This window comes from Paraburkholderia sp. 2C, from assembly GCF_054589215.1.
This window is the reverse complement of sequence record NZ_BAAILL010000038.1, coordinates 92,304-117,954: the sequence shown is the minus strand read 5'-3', so window position 1 is coordinate 117,954 and position 25,651 is coordinate 92,304. Positions and strand designations below refer to the sequence as shown.

Annotated in this window: 22 protein-coding genes and 1 pseudogene; 10 read left to right on the top strand and 13 right to left on the bottom strand. The window is 63.6% G+C overall.

Annotation, left to right across the window (positions count from 1 at the left end; all coding sequences use genetic code 11):
• Together ACYPXD_RS17700 and ACYPXD_RS17695 are read right to left on the bottom strand one after the other, a co-directional pair.
• A partial coding sequence (locus ACYPXD_RS17700) for a hypothetical protein (RefSeq protein ID WP_459713883.1) occupies positions 1-619 on the bottom strand: 619 nt, incomplete at its 3' end.
• Between the two features lie 984 nt (positions 620-1,603).
• Positions 1,604-1,885, bottom strand: coding sequence for a hypothetical protein (locus tag ACYPXD_RS17695; RefSeq protein WP_459713881.1), 282 nt, complete (start codon positions 1,883-1,885; stop codon positions 1,604-1,606).
• A 62-nt stretch (positions 1,886-1,947) separates the two neighbouring features.
• Here ACYPXD_RS17695 and ACYPXD_RS17690 point away from each other — a divergent pair, with 62 nt between their 5' ends.
• The 5 genes from ACYPXD_RS17690 (at position 1,948) to ACYPXD_RS17670 (ending at position 6,993) form a co-directional block, all read left to right on the top strand.
• Positions 1,948-2,520, top strand: a complete 573-nt coding sequence (locus tag ACYPXD_RS17690) for a Csu type fimbrial protein (RefSeq protein WP_459713878.1) — start codon at positions 1,948-1,950, stop codon at positions 2,518-2,520.
• 31 nt (positions 2,521-2,551) lie between these two features.
• Positions 2,552-3,298: a fimbrial biogenesis chaperone gene (locus ACYPXD_RS17685; RefSeq protein ID WP_459713875.1), complete on the top strand. Its 747-nt coding sequence runs from the start codon at positions 2,552-2,554 to the stop codon at positions 3,296-3,298.
• A 28-nt stretch (positions 3,299-3,326) separates the two neighbouring features.
• Positions 3,327-5,717, top strand: coding sequence for a fimbria/pilus outer membrane usher protein (locus tag ACYPXD_RS17680; protein WP_459713873.1), 2,391 nt, complete (start codon positions 3,327-3,329; stop codon positions 5,715-5,717).
• A complete protein-coding gene (locus ACYPXD_RS17675; RefSeq protein WP_459713871.1) occupies positions 5,714-6,169 on the top strand; it encodes a Csu type fimbrial protein in 456 nt (151 codons plus the stop codon). Before ACYPXD_RS17680 ends, ACYPXD_RS17675 begins: the two co-directional genes overlap by 4 nt.
• 233 nt (positions 6,170-6,402) lie before the next feature.
• On the top strand, positions 6,403-6,993 hold the full coding sequence (locus tag ACYPXD_RS17670) for a TetR/AcrR family transcriptional regulator (protein WP_459713869.1): 591 nt from the start codon (positions 6,403-6,405) through the stop codon (positions 6,991-6,993).
• On the opposite strand, the gene ACYPXD_RS17665 is transcribed toward ACYPXD_RS17670, so the two are convergent.
• The 9 genes and pseudogenes from ACYPXD_RS17665 to ACYPXD_RS17625 all read right to left on the bottom strand — a co-directional run bounded on the left by ACYPXD_RS17665 (position 6,927) and on the right by ACYPXD_RS17625 (position 15,433).
• Positions 6,927-8,033, bottom strand: a complete 1,107-nt coding sequence (locus ACYPXD_RS17665) for an iron-containing redox enzyme family protein (protein WP_459713867.1) — start codon at positions 8,031-8,033, stop codon at positions 6,927-6,929. The two genes, ACYPXD_RS17670 and ACYPXD_RS17665, sit on opposite strands and share 67 nt — an antisense overlap.
• A gap of 166 nt (positions 8,034-8,199) precedes the next feature.
• Positions 8,200-9,138, bottom strand: coding sequence for a malonate decarboxylase subunit epsilon (gene mdcH, locus ACYPXD_RS17660; protein WP_459713865.1), 939 nt, complete (start codon positions 9,136-9,138; stop codon positions 8,200-8,202).
• Between the two features lie 15 nt (positions 9,139-9,153).
• Positions 9,154-9,888, bottom strand: a complete 735-nt coding sequence (locus ACYPXD_RS17655; RefSeq protein WP_459713904.1) for a malonate decarboxylase holo-ACP synthase — start codon at positions 9,886-9,888, stop codon at positions 9,154-9,156.
• Positions 9,888-10,706, bottom strand: a complete 819-nt coding sequence (mdcE, locus tag ACYPXD_RS17650) for a biotin-independent malonate decarboxylase subunit gamma (protein WP_459713863.1) — start codon at positions 10,704-10,706, stop codon at positions 9,888-9,890. Before mdcE ends, ACYPXD_RS17655 begins: the two co-directional genes overlap by 1 nt.
• Before the next feature lie 2 nt (positions 10,707-10,708).
• Positions 10,709-11,602, bottom strand: a complete 894-nt coding sequence (locus ACYPXD_RS17645) for a biotin-independent malonate decarboxylase subunit beta (RefSeq protein WP_459713861.1) — start codon at positions 11,600-11,602, stop codon at positions 10,709-10,711.
• An 83-nt stretch (positions 11,603-11,685) separates the two neighbouring features.
• Positions 11,686-11,973: pseudogene (locus ACYPXD_RS17640) on the bottom strand (malonate decarboxylase subunit delta); the annotation flags it as partial.
• Positions 11,961-12,944: a triphosphoribosyl-dephospho-CoA synthase gene (locus ACYPXD_RS17635; RefSeq protein WP_459713859.1), complete on the bottom strand. Its 984-nt coding sequence runs from the start codon at positions 12,942-12,944 to the stop codon at positions 11,961-11,963. The gene ACYPXD_RS17635 and the pseudogene ACYPXD_RS17640, both read right to left, overlap by 13 nt.
• Before the next feature lie 4 nt (positions 12,945-12,948).
• Positions 12,949-14,643 carry a malonate decarboxylase subunit alpha gene (mdcA, locus tag ACYPXD_RS17630; RefSeq protein ID WP_459713857.1) on the bottom strand — a complete coding sequence of 565 codons (1,695 nt, stop codon included), beginning with the start codon at positions 14,641-14,643 and terminating at the stop codon, positions 12,949-12,951.
• The gene (locus tag ACYPXD_RS17625) at positions 14,597-15,433 is read right to left on the bottom strand and encodes a GntR family transcriptional regulator (RefSeq protein WP_459713901.1); all 837 of its coding nucleotides are present in this window, start codon (positions 15,431-15,433) and stop codon (positions 14,597-14,599) included. Before ACYPXD_RS17625 ends, mdcA begins: the two co-directional genes overlap by 47 nt.
• Positions 15,434-15,659: 226 nt before the next feature.
• Here ACYPXD_RS17625 and ACYPXD_RS17620 point away from each other — a divergent pair, with 226 nt between their 5' ends.
• The 4 genes from ACYPXD_RS17620 (at position 15,660) to hutC (ending at position 19,605) form a co-directional block, all read left to right on the top strand.
• Complete coding sequence (locus tag ACYPXD_RS17620; RefSeq protein WP_459713855.1) at positions 15,660-16,967, top strand: MFS transporter; 1,308 nt, start codon at positions 15,660-15,662, stop codon at positions 16,965-16,967.
• A 216-nt stretch (positions 16,968-17,183) separates the two neighbouring features.
• The gene (locus ACYPXD_RS17615) at positions 17,184-17,873 is read left to right on the top strand and encodes a hypothetical protein (RefSeq protein ID WP_459713853.1); all 690 of its coding nucleotides are present in this window, start codon (positions 17,184-17,186) and stop codon (positions 17,871-17,873) included.
• A gap of 75 nt (positions 17,874-17,948) precedes the next feature.
• Complete coding sequence (locus tag ACYPXD_RS17610) at positions 17,949-18,626, top strand: methyltransferase family protein (protein WP_459713851.1); 678 nt, start codon at positions 17,949-17,951, stop codon at positions 18,624-18,626.
• A gap of 295 nt (positions 18,627-18,921) precedes the next feature.
• Positions 18,922-19,605, top strand: a complete 684-nt coding sequence (hutC, locus tag ACYPXD_RS17605; RefSeq protein ID WP_459713897.1) for a histidine utilization repressor — start codon at positions 18,922-18,924, stop codon at positions 19,603-19,605.
• An 80-nt stretch (positions 19,606-19,685) separates the two neighbouring features.
• On the opposite strand, the gene ACYPXD_RS17600 is transcribed toward hutC, so the two are convergent.
• Together ACYPXD_RS17600 and ACYPXD_RS17595 are read right to left on the bottom strand one after the other, a co-directional pair.
• A complete protein-coding gene (locus ACYPXD_RS17600) occupies positions 19,686-23,084 on the bottom strand; it encodes an alpha/beta fold hydrolase (protein WP_459713848.1) in 3,399 nt (1,132 codons plus the stop codon).
• A gap of 260 nt (positions 23,085-23,344) precedes the next feature.
• Positions 23,345-24,139, bottom strand: a complete 795-nt coding sequence (locus ACYPXD_RS17595) for a hypothetical protein (RefSeq protein ID WP_459713846.1) — start codon at positions 24,137-24,139, stop codon at positions 23,345-23,347.
• A gap of 647 nt (positions 24,140-24,786) precedes the next feature.
• Between ACYPXD_RS17595 and ACYPXD_RS17590 the strand changes: the two genes are divergently transcribed.
• A complete protein-coding gene (locus ACYPXD_RS17590; RefSeq protein ID WP_459713844.1) occupies positions 24,787-25,611 on the top strand; it encodes a hypothetical protein in 825 nt (274 codons plus the stop codon).
• Positions 25,612-25,651: the final 40 nt, after the last annotated feature.

Here is a 25,651-nt window from a genome sequence, read left to right as displayed (position 1 = left end):
CACTGCCACCACTGCCACCACTGCCACCACTGCCACCACTGCCACCACTGCCACCACTGCCACCACTGCCACCACTGCCACCACTGCCACCACTGCTGCCGTTGCCACCACTGCCATGACCGGCACTACCTCCGCCGCCTGCATTCGCGCTACCGCCCGAAGAATTGCCACCACCCGAAGAATTGCTACCACCACTACCTATTCCGCCTCCGGTTGAACCGCTGAACCCGCCTGCTGCTGCAACGGCTCCTCCGACGCCGCCTCTACTGCCGCCACGCGTATACGGACCGCAGTCGCTTGCGTTGCCAGTACAGCCCTCTGGCTTGAACAGCCTGGCCGTGTCGTCAACCGCGGTCGCTGATGCACTGGCGGTTCCGATCACGGGCCCTGCCGCGGCGGCAGTCTGCCCCGACGTGCTGTCTTGATCACCGCCGGAAAACGCTCCCGCCGACACGTTGTTAGTGGGCACCGTTACATCGGCGGCCGCCTGCCATTGCGGAATTACTTCGTCGGCGGCTTTCGATTGCGCGCTCATCGCCCAGCAGGCGATACCAATCCCGGCAATTACTGCCTGCCGGATAGATATATCGTAGTGCGAAATGAATTGATTGATCTTCATCGTTAGTTTTCCCCGGGATCGCGACCCTGTTGCCGTCGCCTTCCTTTGTTACGTGCGTGTGCGTATCGGCGGACGGACTGTGCGACCTCCCGCCGCAAGTCCGCCGCCCCTTATTGCCCCGTAGCTTCGTCTTACGCGCCGCGTCCCGCGCTAAGCGCCTTCCATCGATCGCCGCAGAAGGCGGATCTGAGTGTCTGCCGGCGCGTTCGAACCAGGGCAGTGGCCGTCGCGGTTCGAACGCGGCGGCGTAAAGCCATAAACGTGCCAGTTCGCTGCAAAGGCGCGCCGCGCGTGGTTCATCGGCTGGCGTTGGAAGCGCACGAATAAGAGTCGGCAGAAAACGTTTCAGCCCTGAAACGACGATGCGAGGTTTCGCGAGTGACGTTGGTCATGAAACGCTGTGCGCCTGACTTCGATGCGGGTGCGTCACAACTGACGCTTGCATCGACATACGCCTTTCGTACGCTTTGGCCACGTAAGTCAGGACACGATCTGCGAACGGCAAGCCCGACCCCGATGCTGGCAACCGACGCGAGGGCCGATGTCACACTCCTGCCGGACGAGCAGGGCGGCGCAGTCGCCCGATGAAACGCCGTTCAAGCGAGGCTCTTGCCTTGGGATACGCATTGATTGTATTGATTTAGACTAGTTAGCATAGCGAAAATATATTTCGATCGCATATGTTTCAGAACTGATCGTCAAATAACGCATTGTTATTTCGGGTAATGGGGGTGATTCTGTGAAAATATGGATGCGATGTCTGAATTCTCCAAAAATTTGTCCGAATGAGAATCATGGATCATCGCCTGGACACTCAACGAGTGCCGATAAAGGCCATTAGAAAACGTTTCTGCCTTGAAACAACGATGTGGATAGGCGCTTGCGAAGTTTCACTGCAGCGGTTGTAGCGAGCCAAGCTTGTCGCGGGAGTATGACATTGGACGCACTGTCCATTGCGTACGCCCAGGCGGGAAATCTCACTGTTCACAGATCGTGCAGAACGTGCGCCAGCAACCCGAAATACGCATCCTGACGATTCGGGATGCCTATGAATTGTGCTGGTTTATCTTGAGAGATCCGATCATCAAGTGGCATATTGCCGTATTGTGCAATTGAGTAATTCCGCACAAAGCGGGAAAAGATGGCCGAAATCTCCAAAAATCCGTCCGAATCGGACGGTAGGAATATCGGAGTTATACGTTTCAGGTGATATATAGTGACCTTGCGATTTATCCATGCCTGCGGAGCGGAAATAGCGCGCAGCATGAGGCGAATGTTCTTTTCCGTGGATTCTGGAGATCGCTTCCGATCACTCCCTGGAGCCTACCATGATGCTCGCACATCGTATGACCTCGTCGTCGCCCTTGCGTCGGGGCAATATCCGCCCGTTGTCAAGCAAAGAGACAGCCAAACTCGCTATCGCTTGCGCGAGCATGGTGGGCGCGTTCACGCTCGGTCTGCAGCCTGCCAATGCGATCGCAGCGACAACCACCGCCACATTCACCGTCTCTGCCGTTGTGCCGGCCGCGTGCGCGCTGTCGGCCGACTCGATGAGCTTCGGTACGTATAGTGGCAGCGCGCTCAGCACAACCTCTACCATCACGGCAACCTGCACCTCCAGCACCCCGTACAGCATTGCGCTGGACGCCGGCTTGAATGCCGGCACGCCCGGCGACACGAGCACCCGACGGCTCGGGTTCGGAGGCAGCTACATTGCCTACGACCTGTTTCAGGACGCCGCTCATTCGGACCACTGGGGTAATACGGTAGGCACGGACGTGTATACGGGAACCGGCAGCGGATCGTCGCAGGCTATCAGCGTCTATGGCAGCCTCGCGGCCGGAACCGTTCCCGCGCCGGGCACTTACTCCGATACGATCACGGCCACGCTGACGTACTGATCGGTATGGCAATGCGACGCCAGGAGCCGCTATGACCGTATATCAGCGCATAGCGACAACCGGTCGCCTTGTCGCTTTTCTCGGCGTTCTGCTGGCCGCGCGAGCGGCCAGCGCGCAGTCTCTGACCGTGGTGCCGGTCACCTTCCAGTTGCCCCCCGGACAGGCGGCCACCGCGCTCACGCTCGCCAACGGGGGCAGTCGGGCGACTTCCGTCCAGGTACGGGCGTTCGCGTGGAGCCAGTCCGCAGGTGAAGACCAGCTCACGCCGTCCGCCGAGCTCGTGGTTAGTCCGCCGCTCGCCACTATCGCGCCAGGCGCGTCGCAAATCGTGCGCCTCCTGCTGCGCCGTCCGCCGCAAGATCATGAGGCAACCTATCGGATCCTGATCGACCAGATTCCCCCTCCGGCCGAGCCGGGTGTTGTGCACGTCGTGCTGCGCCTGTCGTTGCCCGTCTTTGCCGAAGCGGCCACCCGCACCGCACCGGCGCACCTGCAATTCCGAATGATGCGGGATGCCAACGAAGCGTACCTCGTCGCGCTGAACGACGGTGGCCGACACCAGGTAGTGCGTAACATCGTGCTCACGACCAGTGATGGGAGAAAACTAAAAACCGAGGCTAACGCTTCGCCGTACGTGCTCGCCGGTGCGTCCCGCCGCTGGCGTATCCCGGCGCGAACGCCGCTGCCGGCCGCCGGGGAAACGGTGCGCATCACCGCGGACGCGGACACGGGAACGGGCACGATCGATCAGTCCATTCCGGTTGCGGGCAGACAGTGACCGGCACCAACGGGCTCATCGAGCGCCGATGCGGTTCGCTCAGGTGAAGATGGTGATGCTGGCGTTGGCCGTCGCGCCGTCTCTCGCGTGCGGAGCTGGCACGACGCTGCTGCTCGCGCTGCAGGTCAACGGCTACGCGACAGGAAAGATCGGCGAATTCTCGCTGCTCGGCGGCCAATTGGCGGCACGGCGCGGCGAGTTGCGGGACCTCGGTTTCAAGGTGCCGGACGCAGCCCCTTCCGCGCCGGGCGCCGGTTCCGATGATCTGGTTGCGTTGTCCAGCCTGTCCGGCATGAGTTGGCGCCTCGACGAAGCGACCGAGACGCTGTATGTGACCTCGGACGACGAGCGCCTGCTGCCGACGTTGCTGGGAGTCAGCAGACAGAACGCGAGTGCGATGCGGGTTCAGAGCAGCACCGGCGCGACGCTCAACTACGACATGTCGACCAGCACCGTGCGCGGCCAGAACAGCGCGAACGGCGAGCTCGACCTGCGCGCGTTTTCACCTTTGGGGGTTGCGAGCTCGGGGTTGCTTGTCTACGCGGGCAGCGGTTCGCCTTCGCCCGTCCGTCTCGACTCGACGTACACGTACTCCGACGCCGATACGCTGCGCCGCTACCGCGTTGGCGATGTGATCACTGGAAGCCTCAACTGGACTCGCGCAATCCGTCTGGGGGGCGCGCAGATCGAGACGGACTTCGCGATGAGTCCGGACCTGATCACATTTCCGCTGCCGTCGCTGGCGGGCTCGGCCGCGGTGCCGTCCACGGTGGATGTGCTCGTCAATGGCAGCCGCACGATATCGCAGCAGGTCGGCGCTGGCCCTTTCGCGATTTCGCAGTTGCCGGTGGTGACGGGAGCCGGCACCGTTTCGATGACGCTGACCAATGCTTTGGGACAGCAAGTAACCGAAACGCTGCCGTTCTACGCAAGCGCTGCGCTGCTCGAGCCGGGTCTGCAAAATTTCTCGGTTCAGGCGGGCGCGGTGCGGCGCAACTGGGGCACGGTGAGCAACGACTACGGCGATTTCGCGGCCATCGCCACCTATCGTCGCGGCCTCTCGTCGACAGTGACCGTCGAAGCGGCCACCCAGGGCGCGGCCCAATTGTTCATGGGTGGCGCCGGAATCGTAGCCAGCATTGGCAACTTCGTTGTATTAAATGCCGCGGCCGCGGTCAGTACCGGCGCGGCCGGCGCCGGTACGCAGTTTTCAGTCGGCATCCAGCGCCAGGACAGGGTGTTCAGCTTCGGCGCGTCCGTCTCGGTGGCCGCCACCAACTTCGTGGATGTCGCCGCGTTGAACGGTTCGCCGACTCCGCGACTGGAGTTGCTTGCAACCACCGGCCTGTCGCTCGGACGTCTCGGCTCGATCGGCGTCGCGTATGCGGGAGTCGACCTCAATGCGACACCGAGCCCGGTCCGCGTCTACGTTCCCGCCGGGACCGTGCTGAACGGCGACAGCACGTCGCGAGGCAGCGTCGTCACGTTTCAGCCGGCGGGGCGCACCCACGTTCTGTCGGCCAGCTATACGGCGCCTGTTCACGACATGTCGCTCTATTTGACCGGCTATCACGACTTCGCCAATGGCAGCAGCAGTGGGGTGATGCTCGGTCTGACGATCCCGCTCGGCAAGCGCAGTTCCGTGAGCGCCAGCGCAGGATCGGGTTCGGGCAGCAGTTATGCGCAGGTGCAGGCGCAGCAGTCGCCGGTCACGATCGGCGATTGGGGCTACCAGGTGTATGGTTCGAGCGCCAGTGACACCGATCACGAGTTTGCGCAGGTGCAGTACAAATCGCCGTGGACGATGCTGTCGGCCGGCGTCGACCGAACAACGCAGGACACCTTATTGCGTCTCGAAGCGCAAGGTGCTTTTTCGGTGGTCGGCGGCGGGGCATTCGCATCGAATACGATCAACGACAGCTTCGGTGTCGTCGATACGGGCGGCATCGGGCGCGTCCGTGTGCTGGACGAGAATCGCGATGCGGGTCGTACCGATTCCTCCGGGCTTCTGCTGGTGCCCGATCTGCGTTCCTATGCGATCAACCACCTCGCGATCGATCCGGCCGATCTGCCACCGGATGTGTCGCTCGATACCGCCACCCGCGAAGTGCGGCCGCAGGACCGCTCGGCGGTTGTCGTCAAGTTCGCTGTGCGCGCGAGCCGCGGCGCGTTGGTACGGCTGGTGGACGAGACGGGGAAACAGATTGTGCCGGGCAGTGTCGTTACGCTGCAGGCGACCGGCGCTGTAGCGCCGGTTGGCTATGACGGTGATACGTATATCGAGGGCCTCGACGCGCACAATGAAGTGAGTGTCGAGCAGCCAGACGGACAGCGCTGTACGGCGGGGTTCGACTATCGACCGGCGCCGGGCGACATTCCGATGATCGGGCCGGTCGTCTGTGTTGAGCAGGCACGATGATGCGCCGTTTGGGCGTCGTCGCGCTATCGCTCATCGTGAGCACGACGGGGCAGGCCGCGTGCACGATATCGGCGACCGGCGTGGCGTTCGGCGTATATAACCCGCTGTCGTCGTCCCCAGCGGACGCGGTCGGCACGATCACGATCAGTTGTACCCGGATGTCCAGCCCCGCTCACTATGCAATTGCGCTTGGCGCCGGCGCCAGTGGCAGTTATGCCGGGCGCGCCATGCGTAGCGGCCAGACCATGTTGCCTTATCAGCTATATACGGACGCCGCACACACCGTGATCTGGGGGGACGGCAGCGGTGGCAGCGAGGTCGTCGTCGGCGCGGACAACATGCCAGAACGAGGCGGGACGTCGACATATTCGGTCTATGGCCGCACTCCGCCACGGCGGCCCGTTGGCCCCGGTATCTACGACGATATGATTGTGATGACTGTCACGTTCTGAACGAGCGCCCGCCGGGTCATACAGGACGAGGTGACCCGTCCCAAGGTGTTTTTTGACCAGGCCTTCGCGGTCGTTGTCCGATGTCGGAAACGGGTGGTTAAACTAATCCATCTATATGCGGATTAATTATCTGGAAGGTGCGCGATATAATCAGATCCATTTCCATGCATGATTGAGCGGGCAGTCGTTTCCTGAATGGGTCCTCGACAATGTCGGATAAGCGAAACCAGATTATGGAGTCCGCAACCCGACTATTTGGTACCTACGGCTACCACGCAGTCGGAATAGACTGGGTCATTGCCGAGTCGCGCGTGACTAAGGCAACGATGTACCGTTATTTCCCGTCGAAGACCGACCTGATCGTCCAGGTCCTTCAACAACGGCAGCGGGAATGCGCCGTGTCGCTAGAAAAGGCCCTGGCGAGTGCGGACACGCCGCTCGCTGGGCTCGAACAGGTGTTCAGATGGCACGGCGACTGGTTCAACGCGCATGATTTCACCGGCTGCATGTTCGCGCATGCGGCTGCGGAATTTCCGTCGAAAGGCTCGACAATTCACGACATCGCCGTTGCCCAAAAGACCGGCTTGACGAGACGGATCGAGCAGCTCGCCGCGCAGCTCGTCGGCGCTGAGGAAGCAGCCACGCTGGCCGCCGTCCTGGTCATGCTGCTGGACGGGGCAACACTGTCGGCGCAAGTCGCGGAAAGAAAAGACTCCGCGGACGAAGCGTGGCGGGCAGCCCGCGATCTGATTGCTGCTTACTGCGTGAGATCCGTGCAGGATTCGTGGGAAGAGGACGCGACCGTGGAGAACAGGAAGTCGTAGTATTGCTGGCAAGACGCGAGGCGCAACCGGGCGCCGAACAGAATGTCCGCCGCGGCGTCCGGCGCGCGCTCCAGTGTCGGCGTGATTACATTATCGAGCCACCCTTGGCCGTGAACGACATCGACCTCGATGTGTTCGGCATAGTACCGATATTGCCATTTCGAATAGCCGAGCCTTCGGCATCCGTGAACGACCTGCTCGTACGACGCGGGATCAATGAGTTCAGTCACCGCCATTACGCCGAGCGACTTGTGCGAGTGCATCCGGTTCAGCGCCGTCAGCATAAACAGGTTGTGCCCGGCGAGCCCTTGCCAGGAGAGGTTGGCTGCGTGGTCTGATCGGCCCTGAGACAAGCCCCGCGCGTCCAGTAGATCGCGAAAGGTGCGGACATGTGCCTCCGACCGATCGCCGCGACCCGACTCGTCCCACAGATTGCGGACCAGCTCAGGCCGGGCTCTTTCGCCGGAGCCGACTAGCGCCAGCGCCAGCAAATCGAAAAAGCGAATGTTGAGCGCGCTGTCACTTAGAAAGAACCGGTCCATCGCCGCATGGTCGGCCCTATGGGCGAGAAAATCGAATAACGGATGAGCCGCGGCGCTGTGAGAAACGCATAGTGCCTTGATTGCCTGCGGCACGTCGGCGGGTTTGACGGGTTCAGCATTTTGAAGCCGCGTCTGTTCCGCCTTGAGCCACGCGCTCTCGATCCGTCGGCGAACTGAATAGAAAAGCGGCTCGTGCTGGTTCGTTGCGGCAAGGTCATCCGGCGCACACAGTTGCAGTTCGTACAAGGCGAAAAGCGCCGCATGCGCTTCGGCGACCGCGGCCTCGTCCGCTTTGCCGAAGGCCCGCCCCACGAGATCGGCGACCTTGTCCAGATAAGCTCGCTGGAACGGCGGACTGGCTTCGAGCCGCTCGTGCAATTCCGGTTCGCGCGACAGCTCGATGATGCCGGCGTCCAATGGCATAGACTGAATGCGTTGAAACCAGCTCGAGATTTCCGCCGGCCCCTCCCACGACCCCTGAGTTTGTGCGTTCGTCATTCTGGTCTCTTATCTTATTGCTTTTACTGGAGTGGAAATTATAAGAGATCGGAATTTTCAGAAGGAAGGGAATTTGATAGCGACTTTATTCCTGGCGTTCACGCGACGGTTGGCATCGGAGCGATGCCGCAATACTTCCGCCATCTTCTCTCATGCCGAAAACCCGCTAGCGGTCAGCATCGATCCGGCGCCTGACCGTCGCAACCAGCCGATCAAACGCCAGCGTACTCGCGGGAAGCGCCACCGTGTCAGGAAAGTGTTCGCGCGCGATATCGGTCAATACCTGGCCAGGCGGCGCTTCGAGTAAAACGCGTGCGTCCATTTCCACCATCACCGTCAGTGCATCGAACCATCGGACGGTATGCCGCATATTGGTCACAAGGTCGTCGCGAATCGCATCGGCGGTATGCAGCGGCCGTCCGCCGCGATTGCCGATATAGAGGCTTTGCGGCGCGCGGAACGGCACCTTGCGCGCGTAGTCCGCGAGTTCGTCGGCAGCGGCGCCGAGCAATTCGCAATGCGACGGCACGCTGACCGCCAACCGCGTCGCCTTGCGCGCACCGGCTGCGAGCGCGGTTTCGATGAACGCGTCGAGCGCATCGGTCGCGCCCGCTACGACGATTTGCCGCGGTGCGTTCACATTGCCGACGAAAACGCGGGGCCGTCCGTCATGCGCGATCCGCGCTGCAAGCGTTTCGACCTGATGCTCGGTCAGTCCCGCAATGGCGGCGAGTCCGTAACCGGATGGATAAGCGGTCTCCATCAGTTCGGCACGCTTGCGAACGAGGCGTACTGCATCGGCGAATTCGAGCGCGCCGCAACTGACGGCCGCGGCATAGGCGCCGACCGACAGCCCGGCGCTGAAGTCGGCTGTCAACCGCTCTGCAGCGAGTGCGCGCGTGACGGCCACGCCCGCGACGACCATGCCGATTTGCACAGCAACGGTCGATTGCAGGGCGGTGCGATTATCAAGCGTCAACACATCGAAGCCGAGCACATCGGAAGCTTCGGTGAGCGTCGCGTCGGCTGCCGGATGGGTGGGAAGCTGATGCAGAAAACCTTCGGTTTGCGCACCTTGTCCGGGAAAGAGGAGGGCCAGCGTCATCGTGTCGTGGTCTCGTCATTGGACGTCAGCGGGCAGCGTCAAGGTCGGCGTCGCGCTGGCCGACGCGCTGTCCACGGCCGCCGCCCACGGATCGGCCACGAGCGACGCGCCGCTGTTCGCGCGCGCCATGACATGCGATGTCCCGCGAGCCAGCTCAGCCAGCGCGACACCCCCGGCCGGCGTTTCGAGTTGCGCGTCGACACGCACGTCCGCACGTTGCGCGAACGCAAGAAGTTCGGCAAGCAGGCGCCCGGCCGTGGCGTGATCGAGCCGCTCTGGCGCGCGAATCAGCAAATCGAGATCGCTTGATCCGGTGGCCGTCGGCACGCCGGTCGCCAGCTCGAAGCCGACGCTGCCGGCCGGTCCCCACACGTACTGTCCAAGCGAGCAGGGCGCACGGCGCAGTTCGGCGAGCACGGCAAATGCCGGCAGCCCCTCGCGCCCGGACGCAGGCTCTCGTGACACGAGTGCCTCTGGCGGCACGGCAAACTCGACGGCCGCGTCTTCGACCCATGTGCCGTAGCGTTGCGCGCGGTTCGCGCCGCGCAGCCCGACTGGAACGAAGCCCGGTGACGATCCGGCACGCCTTACGACCGCAAAGGGGGCGCGCAGAAACGCCTCGCGAACCCAGGCCGGTTCGCCGTCGTGCGCCGGCAGGCGACGCAGCCGCAGGACATCGTGCGGCTGCCAGCGAGTTTCACCGCGGACGCGGCCGTCCAATCCAAACGCCGGCAGCGCACACACCATCATCACGCGGCATCCCACTGCGCTGCGAGCCGTCGCCGCACTTCAATCGATGCCGCGCGCGTCTTGTGCGCCGCCTCCGACTCGAGCCGATGCGACAACCCACGCGACTTATCCGCACGCGCATCGCGCACCGAGTCCGCGAGAATGCCGCGCACGCGTTCGATATGCGCGCTGCTCGGCGCGTCCGCATCGACATCGCCAATCAGCGTATCGAGCAGCCCGAGCTTCGCAAACGACGCGATCGAATACGACATCGGCACAATCGTTTCGCCGAGCTTGTCGAGCTCGTCGACGGTACGGCGCGTCACGCGCGCGGCGGCTTCCTTGCCCATCGCGTGGACCAGCGTGCCGGGCGCATCGAGCGCGAGAATCCGGTTCGCCTGGTAGCCATGCGCGAGAAACGCGCCCGACATCGCCGGCCCGACAATCAAGGCGATCACCGGATGCCCGGCGTCGCGCGCCGTCGCATAGGCGTCGACCCCAGCCGCGCACGCGAGATGCACACCGAGCATCTCCTCGCGATAGCCGTACGCCTGGCTTTTCACGTCGACGATCGCGATGATCGGCCGCTTGTTCGCGGTATTCGCGTCCTGTGCGATCGCGTCGCGCACCGCGCGCGCGAGCAGCCATCCCTGTTCGAGGCCGACCACATTGTCGGTGGCGCGCGGAAAGCGGTTGTCGGGGTCGGGCACGACCGAGACGAAGCGCGCGGTCTCGCCGCCGAGCGTCGCGTCGCCGCTCCAGACCGGCGCGCTGGTCGAGGGCTCGCCGGCCAGCGCGCGGAACCAGCGTGCGCCGCGTGTCAGTGGGGTATCGGTCACGGTCACTCCTTGCGCGCCGCAGCCGGCGCATTGGCTTGAGGAGACGCATCGGCGCCAAACACCGCGCGCATCGTGTCGGGCGTCACGGTTTGCGGGTCGATCGCGGCGAGCCGCGCGAGGTACGCGTCGACCTGCTCGCTACGATGCGCGGCAGGCAGTCCGCGCGCAAAGGCGTCGACGACCGCCGCACGCACCGCTTGCACATCGTCTTCGACCAGGCTGTCCGCGAGGCCCGTCGCCGCGCGTTGCTCGCCGCCGATCAGTTGCCAGATGCGGCGGCGGTCGCTCGAATCGAGTTCCTCGATGCCCGCTTCCTGCTCGATCACTTCCGGCCCGTTCATGCCGAGCCGCCCCTGCTTCGTGACGACGAGGTGCGAGCACAACGCCGCGGCCAGCGACATCCCGCCGAAGCAGCCGACCATGCCCGCGATCACGCCGACCACCGGCACGTAGCGACGCAGCGCAACGATGGCGGCCTGCATCTCGGCGATCACCGCGAGCCCGAGATTCGCCTCCTGCAGTCGCACGCCGCCGGTTTCGAACAGTACGACCGGGCGCACGAGCCGCCCGCGTTCGCAGTCGCGCAGCGCGAGTTCGAGCGCGGCGGCGAGTTTGCTGCCCGACACCTCGCCGATACTGCCGCCCTGAAACGCCGATTCGAGCGCGACGATCACCGCGGGCTCGCCGTCGATCGTGCCGCGCGCGATCACGGCGCCGTCGTCGGCCTGGCAGACGATGCCCTGCAGCGGCAGCCACGGCGATTCGATGCGGTCGAACGGGCCGAGCAGCTCGCGAAACGTACCGGGGTCGAGCAGGGCGCGCACGCGGTCGCGCGCGGGCAATTCGATAAAGCTGTCCGCGAGCACCGGCGCGGTCGGCAACGCTAGCGTACTCATGCCTCGCTCCCTGAATGATTCGAAGTATCCGATGCACCCGATGCACCGGAAGCACCCGATGCACCGCCATTCCCCGCGGCCCCATCGATCGCCTCGATTGCTTCCGCGAGCCTCAGTGCAACCACCCCGGGCGTCGCGCCGAAGTCGTTGATCTCGATATGTGCCGCGCCGTCGTAGCGCTGGAAGAAGCGGTCCAGCACGCTCCTCCAGATGTGGCTGTAGCCGTCGACGCTGGTGCGCACGTCGACGGTCGCCGTCATCGAGGCGGCGGGCGACAGCAGCACCTCGAGGTCGCCGGACCCGACCACGCCGACATGCGCGCAGGTCGTGAGGGCGCGTTGCGCCGGATACTCGAACGTCAGGTGTTCCATGAGGCGGTACTCCCGGTGAAGTCTTGACGAGACAGTTTGTCGAGGAAGAGTGTCGCGGCGAGCAGATCGGCCGCGCCACCCGGAGAGGCGTTCAGCGCGACCAGCGCGCGATCGAGGGCGGCGAGGGCGGTGCGCCCGCCGGCGGTCGAGCTGCCGCCCGCCGCCAGCACGCGGCGCGCGCCTTGCTGGCCCGCCTGCAGACCGGTGCGGCCCGCGCGATGCAACAGACACGTGTCGTCGAGCGAGGCCATGATCGCGAGCAGCGCATCGACGCGCGCCGCGGTTTCGTCGATGCCTTGTTCGCGCGCCCGCACGAGCGCCGGCAGACCGACTTCGAGCGCATGCGGAAAGCCGTCCTGCGCTTCGCGGCGCGCGCCGCCGACCTGATAACGCCGGCGCACGCGCTCGCCGTTGCTGTCGGCGGTCGCGGCAAAGCGATCGGGGAAACACGCGATCTGCGCACCGAGCGAACAGATTCGCGCCGCGTCGGACGACCCACCGGTCGTGCGCGCAACCGTGCGCGCGGCGACGCCGCTGATCGCCGCTCCGGCAATCATCAATCCGATAATCCAGATCGCCCCGCGATGCGCGTTGCTGCCGCCGGTCGCGTGCAGCATCGCCTGTTCGCCGCCGCGGCCGATCTGCGCCAGCTCGGCACGCAGCGTCGCCGATGGCCTGCGATGCCGCGATGCGCGCGCGAGCGCTGCGAAGGTCGCTTCGAGCGCACGCGCCGAACGGCGCATGGTCGGCAGATCGAGATCGCGGTGGGCGCCGCTGCCGCGCCCGTCGACGAGCGCGGGCTTCGGCGTCAGCTCCGCTTCTTCGATCAGCGCTTCGACGGCAAGCCGCGCCAGCTGCGAATCGGACAGCGCCGGCCGCGCCGCTGCGCACGCATCACGCGCCGCGCCGCGCCTTACGCCGCACGTTGCCAACCCCGATGCCGCCGCTTTTGCTGCCGCAGTCGCCGTCATCGCATCACCAGCTTCTGAAGCGTGCCGGCGGCGCATACAAGCCGCCCGACCACGTGACGAGATCGTCGATGCTGCGCGCCGCGAGCAGCGAACGTTTCGCATCGCCGCGCCGGATACCGAGATCTTCGGGATACGCGACGATGCCGCGTCTGCGCAACTCGGCGGTTTTCTCGGGCTTCGCGCGCAAACCGATCAGCGTGACGCCGGCCACCGCGGCAATCGCGGCACGCCGTTCATCGATCCCCTCGGCCTTGTGCAGATGCGCAATGCCTTCTTCGGTTACCACATGGCTCACGTCGTCGCCGTAAATCATCACCGGCGCGATCGGCATGCCGCTCTTCTTGCCGACCGCAATCGCATCGAGTTCGTCGACGAAGGTCGGCTCGCCGCCTTTCTTGTAGGTCTCGGCCGTTTGCACGACGAGCTTCTGGCCGCGCGCGACCGGTTCATTGCCTTTGAGCAGCTTGAGCCACGCGTCGCTCGCATGACGCCGGCCACGCGGGTCGTGGCCCATGTTCGGCGCGCCGCCGAAGCCGGCAAGACGCCCGCGCGTAACGGTGGAGGAATTCGCGTCGGCGTCCATCTGCAGCGTCGAGCCGATAAAGAGATCGACGGCATACTGCCCGGCCAGCTGACACAGCACGCGGTTCGAACGCAGCGTGCCGTCGCTGCCCGTGAAGAACACATCGGGCCGCGCTTCGATATACGCTTCCATGCCGACTTCGCTGCCGAAGCAGTGCACGCTGTCGACCCAGCCCGACTCGATCGCCGGAATCAGCGTCGGGTGCGGATTGAGCGTCCAGTGGCGGCAGATCTTGCCGCGCAAGCCCAGCGATTCGCCGTAGGTCGGCAGCAGCAGTTCGATCGCGGCGGTATCGAAGCCGATGCCGTGGTTCAGCGCCGTCACGTTGTACGGCTCGTAGATGCCGCGAATCACCATCATCGCCGTGAGCACCTGCAAGTCGCCGATATGGCGCGGATCGCGCGTGAACAGCGGCTCGACCGCGAACGGCCGGTCCGCTTCGACGACCACGTCGACCCACGAAGCAGGGATGTCGACGCGCGGCAGCTGGTCGACGATCTCGTTGACCTGAACGATCACGATGCCATGCCGGAACGCGGCCGCTTCGGCGATCGTCGGCGTGTCTTCGGTATTCGCGCCCGTGTATAGATTGCCGTGCCGGTCCGCCTTTTCGGCGCACAGCAGCGCGACCTGCGGCGACAGGTCGACGAACATCCGCGCGTATAGCTCGACATAGGTGTGGATCGCGCCGATCTCGAGCTTGCCGTCTTCGAGCAGTTGCGCGACGCGCAAGCTTTGCGGCCCCGCAAAGGCGAAATCCACCTTATGCGCGATGCCCTTTTCGAAGAGCGTCAGATGCTCGGGCCGGCTGATGCTCGAGATCAGCAGATGCACGTCGTGCACTTCGGCGGGATCGACCTTCGCAAACGAGCGCGACAGGAAGTCCGCCTGCTTCTGGTTGTCGCCTTCCAGCACGACGCGGTCGCCGGAGCGGATCAAGGCCTGCAACGCATCGACGATGCGCGCGGCAGGCAGCACGCCGTTTTCGAGCCACGGGGCGATTTGCGCGAGACGGCGGGCTTTTTCGTCGCGTCGCGTGGTCCACGAGCGGGCGGGCGCCGCGTTCGCGCTAGCCGTCGTCGCGCTCAGACGGTGGGGTTCGAGTCGCTGGTTCATCGGCAGGGGTACTCACGGATGGAGAGGTTGAAGGGCGCGTGCGTTTCGCGCGCGGCTTGCGCGCGTGCGCCGATTCTTCGGTCTTCACGCGTTCAGTCAGAAAACGGTAGATCAACTCCCCGGTGCCGATCAGGTGGGCGGCCACCAGCGATTGCGCCGCCGCGACATCGCGGCGCAGCACCGCGTCGAGCAGCACGACGTGCTCGTGGTCCGATTCGCCCTTGTACTCGGGAAAACCGAACTTGAGCCGCAGATAGCGTTCGCCGCGGCGATGCAGGTTCGCGATCATCTCGCACAGCTGCGGCCGTCCGGCCGGCGCATAAAGGCTCATATGGAATGCCTCGTTGCGTGCGACGTAGAGCGACGGATCGGGTTCACGTTCCGCAGCTTTGCACAACCTGGTCACTTCGCGCAGCGAGGTGGCTGTGTGCCGCGGAATGGCTAGGCCGAGCGCGAGGCTCTCGAGCGCGGAGCGGATTTCATAGATCTCGCGCGCCTCGTTGGCGGACAGCGGCGCGACCGTCGCGCCCTTGTGCACCTCGACCTTGGCCCAGCCCTCGCTTTCGAGCTGCCGCAGCGCCTCGCGGACCGGAATCGCGCTGACCGAAAAGTGTCGCGCAATCGCGTCCTGCCTGAGCGGCGCGCCCGGCGCGAGCGTGCCTTCGACGATCGCGGCGCGCAGCGCGTCCGCGATCGTCCGCGACGCGCTCGAGCGAGGCGCGCTGGCGGTGGGCAGGAACGGCGCGGCGGGCGCGTCCTCCAGGGGAAAACCATTGGTTGCGGTCGTCATGATGGCATATATTATATATAAAAACGCAAGTTTTCCAGCCGGAAAAACCCGCGGAACGCCCGCCCGAGTAGGGCGGGCGTGCTTTTTATAAAAAACGTCCGGCAGAGAAAACCAAGGGCCTGGCGCGCGTGCTGCACTGTCGTTCAGCTTGCGCAATACCACCGCGCATTTCAACCGCGCATTGAAACCGCGCACTGAAACCGCAGTACCTGGAGGAGCAACACTGATGGATTCACTCACCGATTCGAACCGCGCCGCTCGCGCGCGTCCACGCAAGACGCCGCTCAACCGCTCGCAGATCGCGGGCTTCTGGGGCGCGTGGGCCGGCTGGACGCTCGACGGCATGGACTCGTTCATCTATGCGCTGGTTCTGACGCCCGCGCTCACAGAACTGCTGCCGCGCTCGGGCTACGCCGCGACGCCCGCGAACGTCGGCCTCGCCGGCTCGATTCTTTTTGCGCTGTTCCTCGTCGGCTGGGGGCTGTCGTTCATCTGGGGGCCGATTGCGGACCGCTTCGGCCGCACCAAGGTGCTGGCCGCCACGATCTTCACGTTCGCGATCTTCACAGGGCTCTCGGCGACCGCGCATAACGTGTGGGAACTGGCCATCTACCGCTTTATCGCGGGTGTCGGCATCGGCGGCGAATGGGCGCTCGCGGGCACGTATGTGGCTGAAGCGTGGCCCGAGGACCGTCGCAAGATGGGCGCCGGCTATTTGCAGACCGGTTATTACGCGGGCTTCTTCCTCGCTGCCGCGCTCAACTACACGATCGGCGTGCATTTCGGCTGGCGCGCGATGTTCCTGACGGGGGCGGTGCCGGTCTTCATCGCGATCCTGATCCTCACGCGCGTGAAAGAGTCGGACAAGTGGCAGAAGGCGGAGGCGAAAGCGGTGCGCACCAAGCCGTTGCGCGAAATCTTCTCGCCTGCGTACCGGCGGCGCACGTGGGTCGCATGCGCGTTGCTGACTATCGCGATCATCGGTTTGTGGGCCGGCGCCGTGTATGAGCCGTCGGCCGTGATCCAGCTCGCCACGCGCTCGGGCATGGACAAGATCGCTGCAACGAAAATGGCCTCGCAAGCCACCGGGCTGCTGTCGATCGGCACGATTCTCGGCTGCCTCGTTTTGCCGCCGATGGCCGAACGCATCGGCCGCAAGATGACGCTTGCCGTGTACTTCGCGGGCATGGCGGTGACCATCGCGCTGAGCTTCGGCTGGGCGTTCTATCTGCCGAACGGGCTCGTGCCGTTTATCGCGATCCTGTTCGTGCTCGGCTTCTTCGGCGGCAACTTCGCGCTGTTCAGTCTGTGGCTGCCGGAGCAGTTCGAAACGCGCGTGCGGGCGACGGCGTTCGCCTTCTGCACGTCGATCGGACGCTTCGTCGGCGCGGGCGTGAACTTCCTGCTCGGCGCCGCGGTACTCAACATGCATACGCTCGGCGTCCCGGTGGCGCTGACGGCGATTGCATTCGTTGTCGGTCTCTTCATCATTCCGTTTGCGCCGGAGACCAAGGGCGAAGTGCTGCCGCAATAACCGGGTTGCTGGCCGGTATCTTGCTGCACAAAAGCGCGTGGCGACGAGCCGCGCGCCTTTGTGCTTTTGGCGATTCGCTTCTCGCTTTCTCATCGCGCGTTCGACGGGCACAATAAAAAGCTCGCCGAACGCACGCTGCCGCTCATGGTCGAATTCGACAATGAAGCTAAAGCCCTGCGTGCGACAACGCGCAGCAACCCGATGAGGAGGTGCAGCATGAACCGGCGCATTCTGTCCGCGGTGGTAATCGCAAGCGCGAGCGCAACCGCACTGGCAAGCAGTGCATCGTACGCGCAACTCAATCTCAAACAATTCGGTATCGGCGGCGGCGACAGCTCGTCCGGCAACGCGGCAACGGGCGCCGCGCCGGCGGGCGGCGTATCGCAACTGCTGCAGAACTATGTCGGCGCGAACCAGCAGGTGCTGGCCGGCCAGTCGAGCCTCGCATCGGCGCTGGGGATGTCGGGCGCCGCAGGGCAGGCGCAGCAGGCCGCGGGCTTGTTGAGCGGCGGCACGCCGTCGGTGAGTCAACTCACGCAGGTCGGCAGCACGCAGCAGTCGCTGTCGCAGCAACTGACACAAGCCTTCGCGAACGGCGGCGGTTCGGCGCCATCGGGCTCGATCGACAAGCAGGCGTTCTCCAGTGGCCTCGAATCGCTCGGCAAAGGCGTGAGCCAGTATTCGAGCCTGCAATCGAGCCTCGGCAGCGTCGGCCAGATGAACCCGACGTCGCTGCTGCAAGCGGGCCTCAATCCGCAGACCGCGCAGGCCGCATCGTATATCGCGCAGTCCGCGCCGGGGCAATTGCAGTCGCTCGTGTCGACGCTTTCGCAAGCCGTGCAGTTCGCGACGAGCCATGGCATTACCGTGCCGTCGATCGCCAATTCGGCGCTGAAGGGATTCTGAGGAACGCTAACGCCGGCGCTCTCCATCAATCGTATGCGCGCGCGTCGAAGGATGCACGCCGGTAGGGCTCACGCCATGATTGTGCGGCTCTTTGTTCAAACGATCGTCTGGCTCGCCGTGATGGGCGCGGTGCTGTTCGTGTCCGCAGGCACGCTCGCGTGGCCTTTTGCATGGCTCTATCTCGTGGAAGTCGGCGTGCTCGGTCTGTGGCTTGGCATATGGCTTGCGCGTCACGATCCCGCCTTGCTTGCAGAACGCATGAGCATGTTCATGCAGCCTGCGCAAAGCCGCTGGGACAAGCTCTTCATGCTGTGCGCGGGCATCGGATGGTTCGGCTGGCTCGTGTTGATCGGCATCGATGGCGGGCGCCTGCATCGGTCGGACATGCCGCTCTGGCTCAAGGTATGCGGCGCGATTGCCGTTTACGTCTGTATCGTCGCGACGCGCTCGGTGTTCCGCGCGAACAGCTATGCGGCGCCCGTGGTGAAAATTCAGACCGACCGCGGTCATAAGGTCAGCGATAGCGGACCCTATGCGTATGTGCGCCATCCGATGTACACCGCGGCGAGTCTGTACCTCGCCGGTACGCCGCTGATGCTCGGTTCGTGGTGGGGCCTCGTGTGCGTGCCGTTGATGATCGTCGGGCTCGGCTACCGCGCGGTGCTCGAGGAACGCACGCTGATCGCGGGTCTCGAAGGCTACGCCGAGTACGCGACGCGTGTGCGCTACCGGCTCGTGCCGCATGTGTGGTAACACGATGCCGCGCTGGCGCAAGCGTCACGAATTTGTCATATTGGGCCGTGCATATTTGACACCGCTGTAAATCGTGGATAATGCCAGGCAAAATACAATCTGGGCCCGCCGCCGACCGGCAGCGGCGCTCGATCCAACATCGCGGCTCTGCTGTCGGCCGTCCGGTTTACCGACCGGATCGACGAAAGCGGGAGGCGCATAAAGCCCACGAGGTCGACCAGTCATGAACACGAACAGTCAAGCCGAAGCCGTTTGCGCGCGCGCGGCGCACGCAAACCCGCTGCTGGCGAAGACCATGCCGGCATACGAGCAGATCAAGCATTACGTGCTCGCGCGCATCGCGGAAGGCACATGGAAACCCGGCGCGCCCATCCCTTCGGAAAACGAACTCGTCAAGCAGTTCGGCGTCGCGCGCATGACGGTCTCGCGCGCGCTGCGCGAACTGACGCAAGAACGCGTGCTGACCCGCGCGCAAGGCGCGGGCACCTATGTGGCGCCGCCGCGCTACGAATCGACGGTGCACGCGGTCCGCAATATCGCCGATGAAATCGCGGCGCGCGGCCATCGGCATTCGGCGCATGTGCTGATGCTCGAAGCAAGCGCCGCGCAAAGCGCGCTCGACGCGCTCGGGCTTGCCGAGGGACCGGTGTTCCATTCGCGCATCGTGCATTGCGAAGAGGGCGAGCCGATCCAGTATGAAGACCGCTTCGTGAATCCGCACCTTTTTCCGGACTATCTCGAGCAGGACTTCTCGGTCGAAACGCCGAACCAGTATATGGTGCGGGTCGTGCCGATCCAGCGCGCCGAGTTCGAGATCCACGCGCAAAAGCCGGAGGCGCAGGTGCGCCGTCATCTGCACATGGAGATGGGCGAGCCGTGCCTGATGATGTGGCGCCGCACATGGGTCGGCGCCGCAATAGCGACGTCAGTGCAGCTATGGCATCCGGCGTCGCGTTTTCATCTCGCGGGAGCGCTTTAAGGAGCGGCGCTGAGGTACGGCGCTGAGGTACGGCCCTGAAGCGGCGCTCGGGCGCGCCGGGCTAACGTCCCGTCGCGCGCTCAATGCGCATTCAGATGCCGCGCAATGGTCGGATACACGTCGATCGACGCATTCTTGCCGAAGATGCAGTCGATATGACCGTAACCGTCGATCAGATGCCGCTCGTAGTTGTCGGGGCCGAATCGCTCGATCAGCATGTCGAAGGTCATCTCGGTGCTGACCGGCAGATAGCAGCGATTTTCGGCGCCATGAATAAACGCGATCGGCAGCTTCATCCCGTCGAGATTCCGTAGATAGACGTCCTCCCCTTGCGCGTCGACGATATGCCCTTCACGCACGATGCTCGCGAGCTGGATGAACAGCTCGATATCGTGGACGCCGAACAGCTCGTCGAGGTTCGCGTGCAGCGGCTCGTTCAATTGCGCATGCTCGTAGACGAGGCCATAGAGGAACGTCGCACGATGGCAAACGGCGCTATTGCATTCCTCGTCGTCTTCGTTCGGAAAGAAGCGCAGCGCCTCGTCGAGCAGATTGTGCGGCCACCTTTCATGACGCGTATAAGCGGTCAGATCGTCGACGCCGAGAAAGTGCAGAATCTGCGGCGTATGCAGACCTGCCTTGACCCGCTGCAGCAGACCCGGCACCAGATGCGCCGAAACCTGCGACAGCACGACCGAGCGCACGCCTTGCAGGCCCGATAGCAGCGCCATTGTCGTGACGACCGCACCGAGGCAATGCGCGACCACCTGAATGTCTTGCGCGCCGCTCAATTCGCGCACTTTAGCCACGGCCGCCGGGAGGTCGTAGCGCGCGATCGCATCGGCGGTCGTCGGCTCCGTTGCACTCGGCAATTCGATGCTCACGCGCAGATCGACGAGCCAGACATCGAAGCCCGCCGCGCACAGGAATTCGACAAGATTCGTTTCGATCAGATCGGTCGAGAAAATCCGGCTCGATACGCCGGAGCCGTGCACGAGCAGCACCGGCCCCTTCGTGCCGCCGTGATAGCGCGTGAGGCGCAAGGTCGTGTTGTCGGGCGCGGGCGTGTTGAAGTAGGCGATTCGAGGCGCCGGCGTGCGCAACGCGCGGCGCACGCGCGGCGTGACGTCTTCATCGGCGAACTGGAGCGGCGCGGCGACGCCGCCGTATTCAGTGAACAATACGCCGGCAAAAAACTCGCCAAATTTCTTTGTCCATTTGAGCCGCGTTTCCAGATCGGGCGCGTTCGTTACTTCGAGCGTGCGTTGCTGCTTGAGGAAGTTTTCGGGCGTGATGATCAGCGTCGCTTTGCCGAGTACGGCGGCGTCCGCTGCTTCGGAGGCACGCACTTCGAGATAAAGCGTATTGGTCTGCTCCCACAAATTCAGCAGCGACGAACGCGTAATGATTTTCTGCCCGAACAGGAAGTACGTTTTGCCGTCGGTTGCGTTGAGTGTCATCCGGTAGTTCATGTTGCGGCGCTCGACATGCTCCGGGTCCACAACAAAGAGATTGAAGCGGCCGTTCGACATTTGCAGCGGTTCCGGCGAAAGCGCCGCACAGGTGAGCGTGCCGATCATGGCGGCCGTGTGCTGCGGATTTGCGAGCATGTCCGCGAGATCGTTCGATTCGACGGTCGCCGTGAAGCTCATCGGCACGCCCTGGTCCGCGGTTGCGCCGGCTGGCACGTACGTGCCTTTCATCGTTTCGGTGAAGCGCAGGCCGATTTTCGGCTGCGGCGGCGGGGCGGCGTGGCCGGGTGCGGCGTAGTCGATCTGCCAGCCGCGTGACGCGGCGAGTTGCGCGCAGTTGCGCTCGGCGAGGGCGGAAATCGTCAGCAGCGGATTCACGCCGAGCGAGATCGGTATCACGGCACCGTCCATCACATACAGGCCCGGGTGCACCGCATTGCCCGTCACGCCGGAAAACACGCGTCCGGCTTCGTCGACGACGCCATGTTCCGCATCGTCGGCCATCGCGCAGCCGCCAAGCGGATGCACGGTCACCGTGCGGTTGCGGAACGCGTCGGCCGAGATCGGGTTGCGCACATACTCGCCGCCGATCGCGCTCGTCGCCGCTTCGAGCGTGTGCTCGACGACGTCGTAGATCGGCTGCTTGCCGGCATTCGGCCACGCAACGCGCGGACGTCCGCCGTCGTCGACGGTAATGCGGCCGCTTTCGTCGTCGTGCGCCATCACGAGGAAGGTTTGCGTGTTGCGCATCGCGCCATAGTGCGGCCCGCGCAGCATGCTTTCGACGACGCGCGCCTCATCGGCGAGCGGCGGATCGCCGTCCGGGTCCGGCATCGATACGCCTTCGACCGGCGCGGCCGCGCCGAGCACGCCGGCGAGGAAGCCGCCAATCGGTGCGGCAAGCGAGCCTTCCTCGATCACAAAGCCGTCGCGCACATCCGGCGTGTTCCGATGATCGATGATGCCGGTGATGGTCGGCCCGACCGGCGGCAAGTCGCTACACCATTGCGCGCCCCAGCCGACGCCGTTGATGTCGTGGTCCGTATTGAATGCGAAGGCGAGCACGTCGCCGTTGCCCGTGAAGCGATGGCCGAGTTGCGTCGATACGGGCAGGCCCGCTTCGTTCGAGCGCAGCAGGATCGCGGTCGAACCGAGCGTGCCGGCCGACAGAATCACGATATCGGCGGTGATCGACATATCGGGCGCGCCGTACAGATCGCGGTCGAGCGCGACCGGCTGATAGCGGACGATCCATTGCTGCCGGGCTTGATCGCGCACCACCGAATGAACGGCGACGCCCGTGAAGATCTGTGCGCCGTGCGCGACCGCATCGGGCAGATAGTTCATGTGCGTCGAGTTCTTCGCGTCGTAGTTGCAGCCCGAATTGCAATCGCCGCAGCCCACGCAGCGATACTGATCGACGCCTGCGGCGTTCTTGCCGTCCTTGAACGTGACGGTGATCGGCGGGCGGTAGAAGCGGTCTTCCATGCCGAGCTTTTGCGCGGACAACTCGAGCGCCGCGAGCTTGGGCAGAGTTTTTGCGTCTCGCGTGAAATCGTCGGGCAGCTTCGAGGGCTGCAGCATCGCGGTCGCCAGCGCGTAGCCCTTGTCGCGGCCGGCTCGATCGGCGCGAATCGCGGCGGGCCAGTGCGGATCGTCCCAGAGGCGCTCGTCGGGATGTAGCGCGACATTCGCATTGATCAGCGACGTGCCCCCCAGACCGCAGCCGACCACCACGTTCACGTCGGGGTTCACGTGCACTTCGAGCAGCGCTAGCGGCGAGCCTTCCTGGCCGATGCCGGTGTTGTACTGCACCTGCGTCAGGCCTTCGAGCGGCGTCTTCGGATATTCGCCGGCCATGAATTCGCGGCCCCGTTCGAGCAGACACACATCGCGTTTCGCGCGCGCCATGCGGCTCGCCGCGATCGCGCCACCGTAACCGGACCCGACGACGACCACCTCGTAGTGCGGCTTCATCGCCTCGAGGGCGCTGGACAAGCGGTTCATTTCGACCACCTCTTTATATTCGAATGGGCAGGGCGGGGGAGACCCTGACGACGAGGACGGCTGGCGCGCTCGCAGCCTGCTTTACAGCGTGCTTTACAGTCTGATTCGCAACCAGAACATCCTGGACCGCGCAAAAGAAAAAGCAAAGAAATTCGTGTGGGGGCAAGCGCCGCTCGCCGCTTGCATCGATTCAAACGGCGCCGGGCACACCGGATCGTTGCGGTTTCCTGACCAGGGGCATGGTGGGCGTGGGCGGCTTCTTACGCGGCCGCTTCAAACGGTTCGCCTTCGACGCTCGATTCGACCGCGAGCAGGTTGAGCACGACAAGGATGGCCGCGCGGTTGTCGATATCCACTTGAATGCGGAGCACATCGGTGAGCCAGCGGCCGATTTTGGTGTTGGAAAAAGCGGCTGCGTCGGCCGTCTTTTTCATGGTGACGCCGAGCTTGACGGCGCGATAGTGATACGACGGCACGCGATGCCGCGCCGCCACCGCCGACAGGCCGCCCTTGCATTCGGAGCACCAGCCGAGAGTGCCGGCGAGCACGATGCGCTCGGGCTCGTCGAGGCTCCCGATAAACGCGCGCGCGGCGGCGCGCACGCGTGGCTCGTCGAGGCCGTGTTGCAGCAGCACGCTTTCGATCGGATCGTCGAGCGCGTGCGCGCGCAGATCGATTTCCTGCGTCATGCCTTCGCTTTCCATCGATACGTTGCGCTGATGGCTCGCGCTGCGCAGGCAGTCGATCAGATAGCGGCGAAAGTACGCGCAGATCGCATAGCTGTTGGACGGCGCGCTTTCGGGGCAGGCGTGCGACTCCATATGACCGGGGGCGAGACGCAGCACTTTCGTATAGATGAACTGATGCACAAGCTCTTCCTTGTCCTCGCCGAGCGCGTGCAATTCGAGTGGATGGTAGCCGCGCAGCGCACGCTTCACGAGGTCGTACATCGACACCATTTCGTCGTCGGAGAGCTGCGTGCGGCGGCGCCACAGATCGGGAAGGATCGCGTCGTCAAACGTGCGTGCGAATTCGTGACTCGATACCGCGCCCATGGAAGCCTCCGTCGGGTGAAGGGCAAAGGAGCGCGGTGGAGCCGGGTAATCCGCCGGGGACCTTGGGGGCAAGGTGGTGAAGCAGGTCTTCGCGTGCTTCGGAAGACCGCATGCCGCGCTGGAATTGGTATGCAGTATGGTTTTTGCGTGGCGCGTCGCCTATATGGATTAAGTGATAGCTGAAGGGTAAACCGATGGGTAAACCAGGGGCTGGGGGCCTCACGCGCGCCGGGTTTGTGAAACTGACGCGGGAAGGAGTCAGACCTACAAAATAAAAGAGTACCTCCTACTGAAAAAGAGAAATGTACTACATTCAATTCGAACCCACGTTGATAAGATTATTGTGAAGTTCGGTTTTTAATCAAACATCAATCAATCGACAAAAATGAAAAACAGACGTGCTTTCTTAAGAAAGGGCGGGGCTTCCCTGTTGGGTCTCGGTTCTCTCCCCGTATTGGCACAGCAGGCTCCTTTTTGTCCACCATCGATTCATTCCGTAAACAACGGATACATGATAACGAACGGACCTCGGGCGCGTAAGAGGTCGGATGGTGCGTGGAAATTTTCCGCCCGAATTATAAATCTTGATGACGGAGAACACGATATTTCCGCATCCTTGTTGATTGCTACGGATCGCGGGTTTAATCATGCAACCCTTTCGCATCATCACTAATTTTGGTGTTGCGACCAGCATTGCCGTGAAGATCGACGCGGACTGGATGGACCCACAACGACGCGTACAATCCGGCGATGTCCTTACGCTAATGAGTTCGATGGGGACGCTCGCACTGCCCTTTCTTGCCTGGGCGGAGCTTGGTGCTGTGGCAGCGGTTGGCGTATCTGCGTTGGTCCTGTCAGCGGATCTCGTCAATGCTTTTGCACCTTACATGAATAGTTTGTCGAAAATATACTGCGCTTTTTCGGGATTTGTTTTGGCGCTCCTGTGCTCGTCGAGTGTCGAATATAACCGGTTTGTCGATTCGGGTAGCTCGATATTTGAAAAAATAATAATTCTTTGTGCGTGGATTTTCACGCTATATGCAATATGGCTACTTCTTCGAAGAAACGTCTGGGCGGGTCGTATATTGGCGATAATAACCGGTCTTAGCATGCTGTTTTTGCGTTTGAACGTGAGCTGGCTCCACGAGGAGGGATTCTGGTCGACTTCGCTCTTTGCTTTCGCGACGTTGCTTCGATTTATTTCCTTGTTGTTGATCGTGAGAGCCAGGCATGATGGCTGGTTCGGCACATCCCAATTAGCAACTTCACCAACGTCAGTGTCAGGTGCGCCAACTAAAATAAAACCACCAATGCCGGCATTACAGGCAGCAACCGGAATCCTGCTTGGCCTGGGCATGATGTCGATAACCGGTCAAACGCGCTGGCCGAACGCGCAACTGATCGGAGCAAGTCTTCTGGCCGTCGCTGCCATCCTGTTAGGCGTCTTTATCTGGCGCTACCGCAAGCGGTGACGGTGCCCGCGCCTTCAGTTCTCACCGCCGCTCTTCGTTT

What these genes read in the sequence shown, in the direction of transcription:
- ACYPXD_RS17695 (WP_459713881.1), bottom strand. Translation starts at nt 1,885, where the DNA reads ATGCTGCGCGCTATTTCCGCTCCGCAGGCATGGATAAATCGCAAGGTC.
- ACYPXD_RS17690 (WP_459713878.1), top strand. Translation starts at nt 1,948, where the DNA reads ATGATGCTCGCACATCGTATGACCTCGTCGTCGCCCTTGCGTCGGGGC.
- ACYPXD_RS17685 (WP_459713875.1), top strand. Translation starts at nt 2,552, where the DNA reads ATGACCGTATATCAGCGCATAGCGACAACCGGTCGCCTTGTCGCTTTT.
- ACYPXD_RS17680 (WP_459713873.1), top strand. Translation starts at nt 3,327, where the DNA reads ATGCGGTTCGCTCAGGTGAAGATGGTGATGCTGGCGTTGGCCGTCGCG.
- ACYPXD_RS17675 (WP_459713871.1), top strand. Translation starts at nt 5,714, where the DNA reads ATGATGCGCCGTTTGGGCGTCGTCGCGCTATCGCTCATCGTGAGCACG.
- ACYPXD_RS17670 (WP_459713869.1), top strand. Translation starts at nt 6,403, where the DNA reads ATGGAGTCCGCAACCCGACTATTTGGTACCTACGGCTACCACGCAGTC.
- ACYPXD_RS17665 (WP_459713867.1), bottom strand. Translation starts at nt 8,033, where the DNA reads ATGACGAACGCACAAACTCAGGGGTCGTGGGAGGGGCCGGCGGAAATC.
- mdcH (WP_459713865.1), bottom strand. Translation starts at nt 9,138, where the DNA reads ATGACGCTGGCCCTCCTCTTTCCCGGACAAGGTGCGCAAACCGAAGGT.
- ACYPXD_RS17655 (WP_459713904.1), bottom strand. Translation starts at nt 9,888, where the DNA reads ATGATGGTGTGTGCGCTGCCGGCGTTTGGATTGGACGGCCGCGTCCGC.
- ACYPXD_RS17645 (WP_459713861.1), bottom strand. Translation starts at nt 11,602, where the DNA reads ATGAGTACGCTAGCGTTGCCGACCGCGCCGGTGCTCGCGGACAGCTTT.
- ACYPXD_RS17635 (WP_459713859.1), bottom strand. Translation starts at nt 12,944, where the DNA reads ATGACGGCGACTGCGGCAGCAAAAGCGGCGGCATCGGGGTTGGCAACG.
- mdcA (WP_459713857.1), bottom strand. Translation starts at nt 14,643, where the DNA reads ATGAACCAGCGACTCGAACCCCACCGTCTGAGCGCGACGACGGCTAGC.
- ACYPXD_RS17625 (WP_459713901.1), bottom strand. Translation starts at nt 15,433, where the DNA reads ATGACGACCGCAACCAATGGTTTTCCCCTGGAGGACGCGCCCGCCGCG.
- ACYPXD_RS17620 (WP_459713855.1), top strand. Translation starts at nt 15,660, where the DNA reads ATGGATTCACTCACCGATTCGAACCGCGCCGCTCGCGCGCGTCCACGC.
- ACYPXD_RS17615 (WP_459713853.1), top strand. Translation starts at nt 17,184, where the DNA reads ATGAACCGGCGCATTCTGTCCGCGGTGGTAATCGCAAGCGCGAGCGCA.
- ACYPXD_RS17610 (WP_459713851.1), top strand. Translation starts at nt 17,949, where the DNA reads ATGATTGTGCGGCTCTTTGTTCAAACGATCGTCTGGCTCGCCGTGATG.
- hutC (WP_459713897.1), top strand. Translation starts at nt 18,922, where the DNA reads ATGCCGGCATACGAGCAGATCAAGCATTACGTGCTCGCGCGCATCGCG.
- ACYPXD_RS17600 (WP_459713848.1), bottom strand. Translation starts at nt 23,084, where the DNA reads ATGAACCGCTTGTCCAGCGCCCTCGAGGCGATGAAGCCGCACTACGAG.
- ACYPXD_RS17595 (WP_459713846.1), bottom strand. Translation starts at nt 24,139, where the DNA reads ATGGGCGCGGTATCGAGTCACGAATTCGCACGCACGTTTGACGACGCG.
- ACYPXD_RS17590 (WP_459713844.1), top strand. Translation starts at nt 24,787, where the DNA reads ATGCAACCCTTTCGCATCATCACTAATTTTGGTGTTGCGACCAGCATT.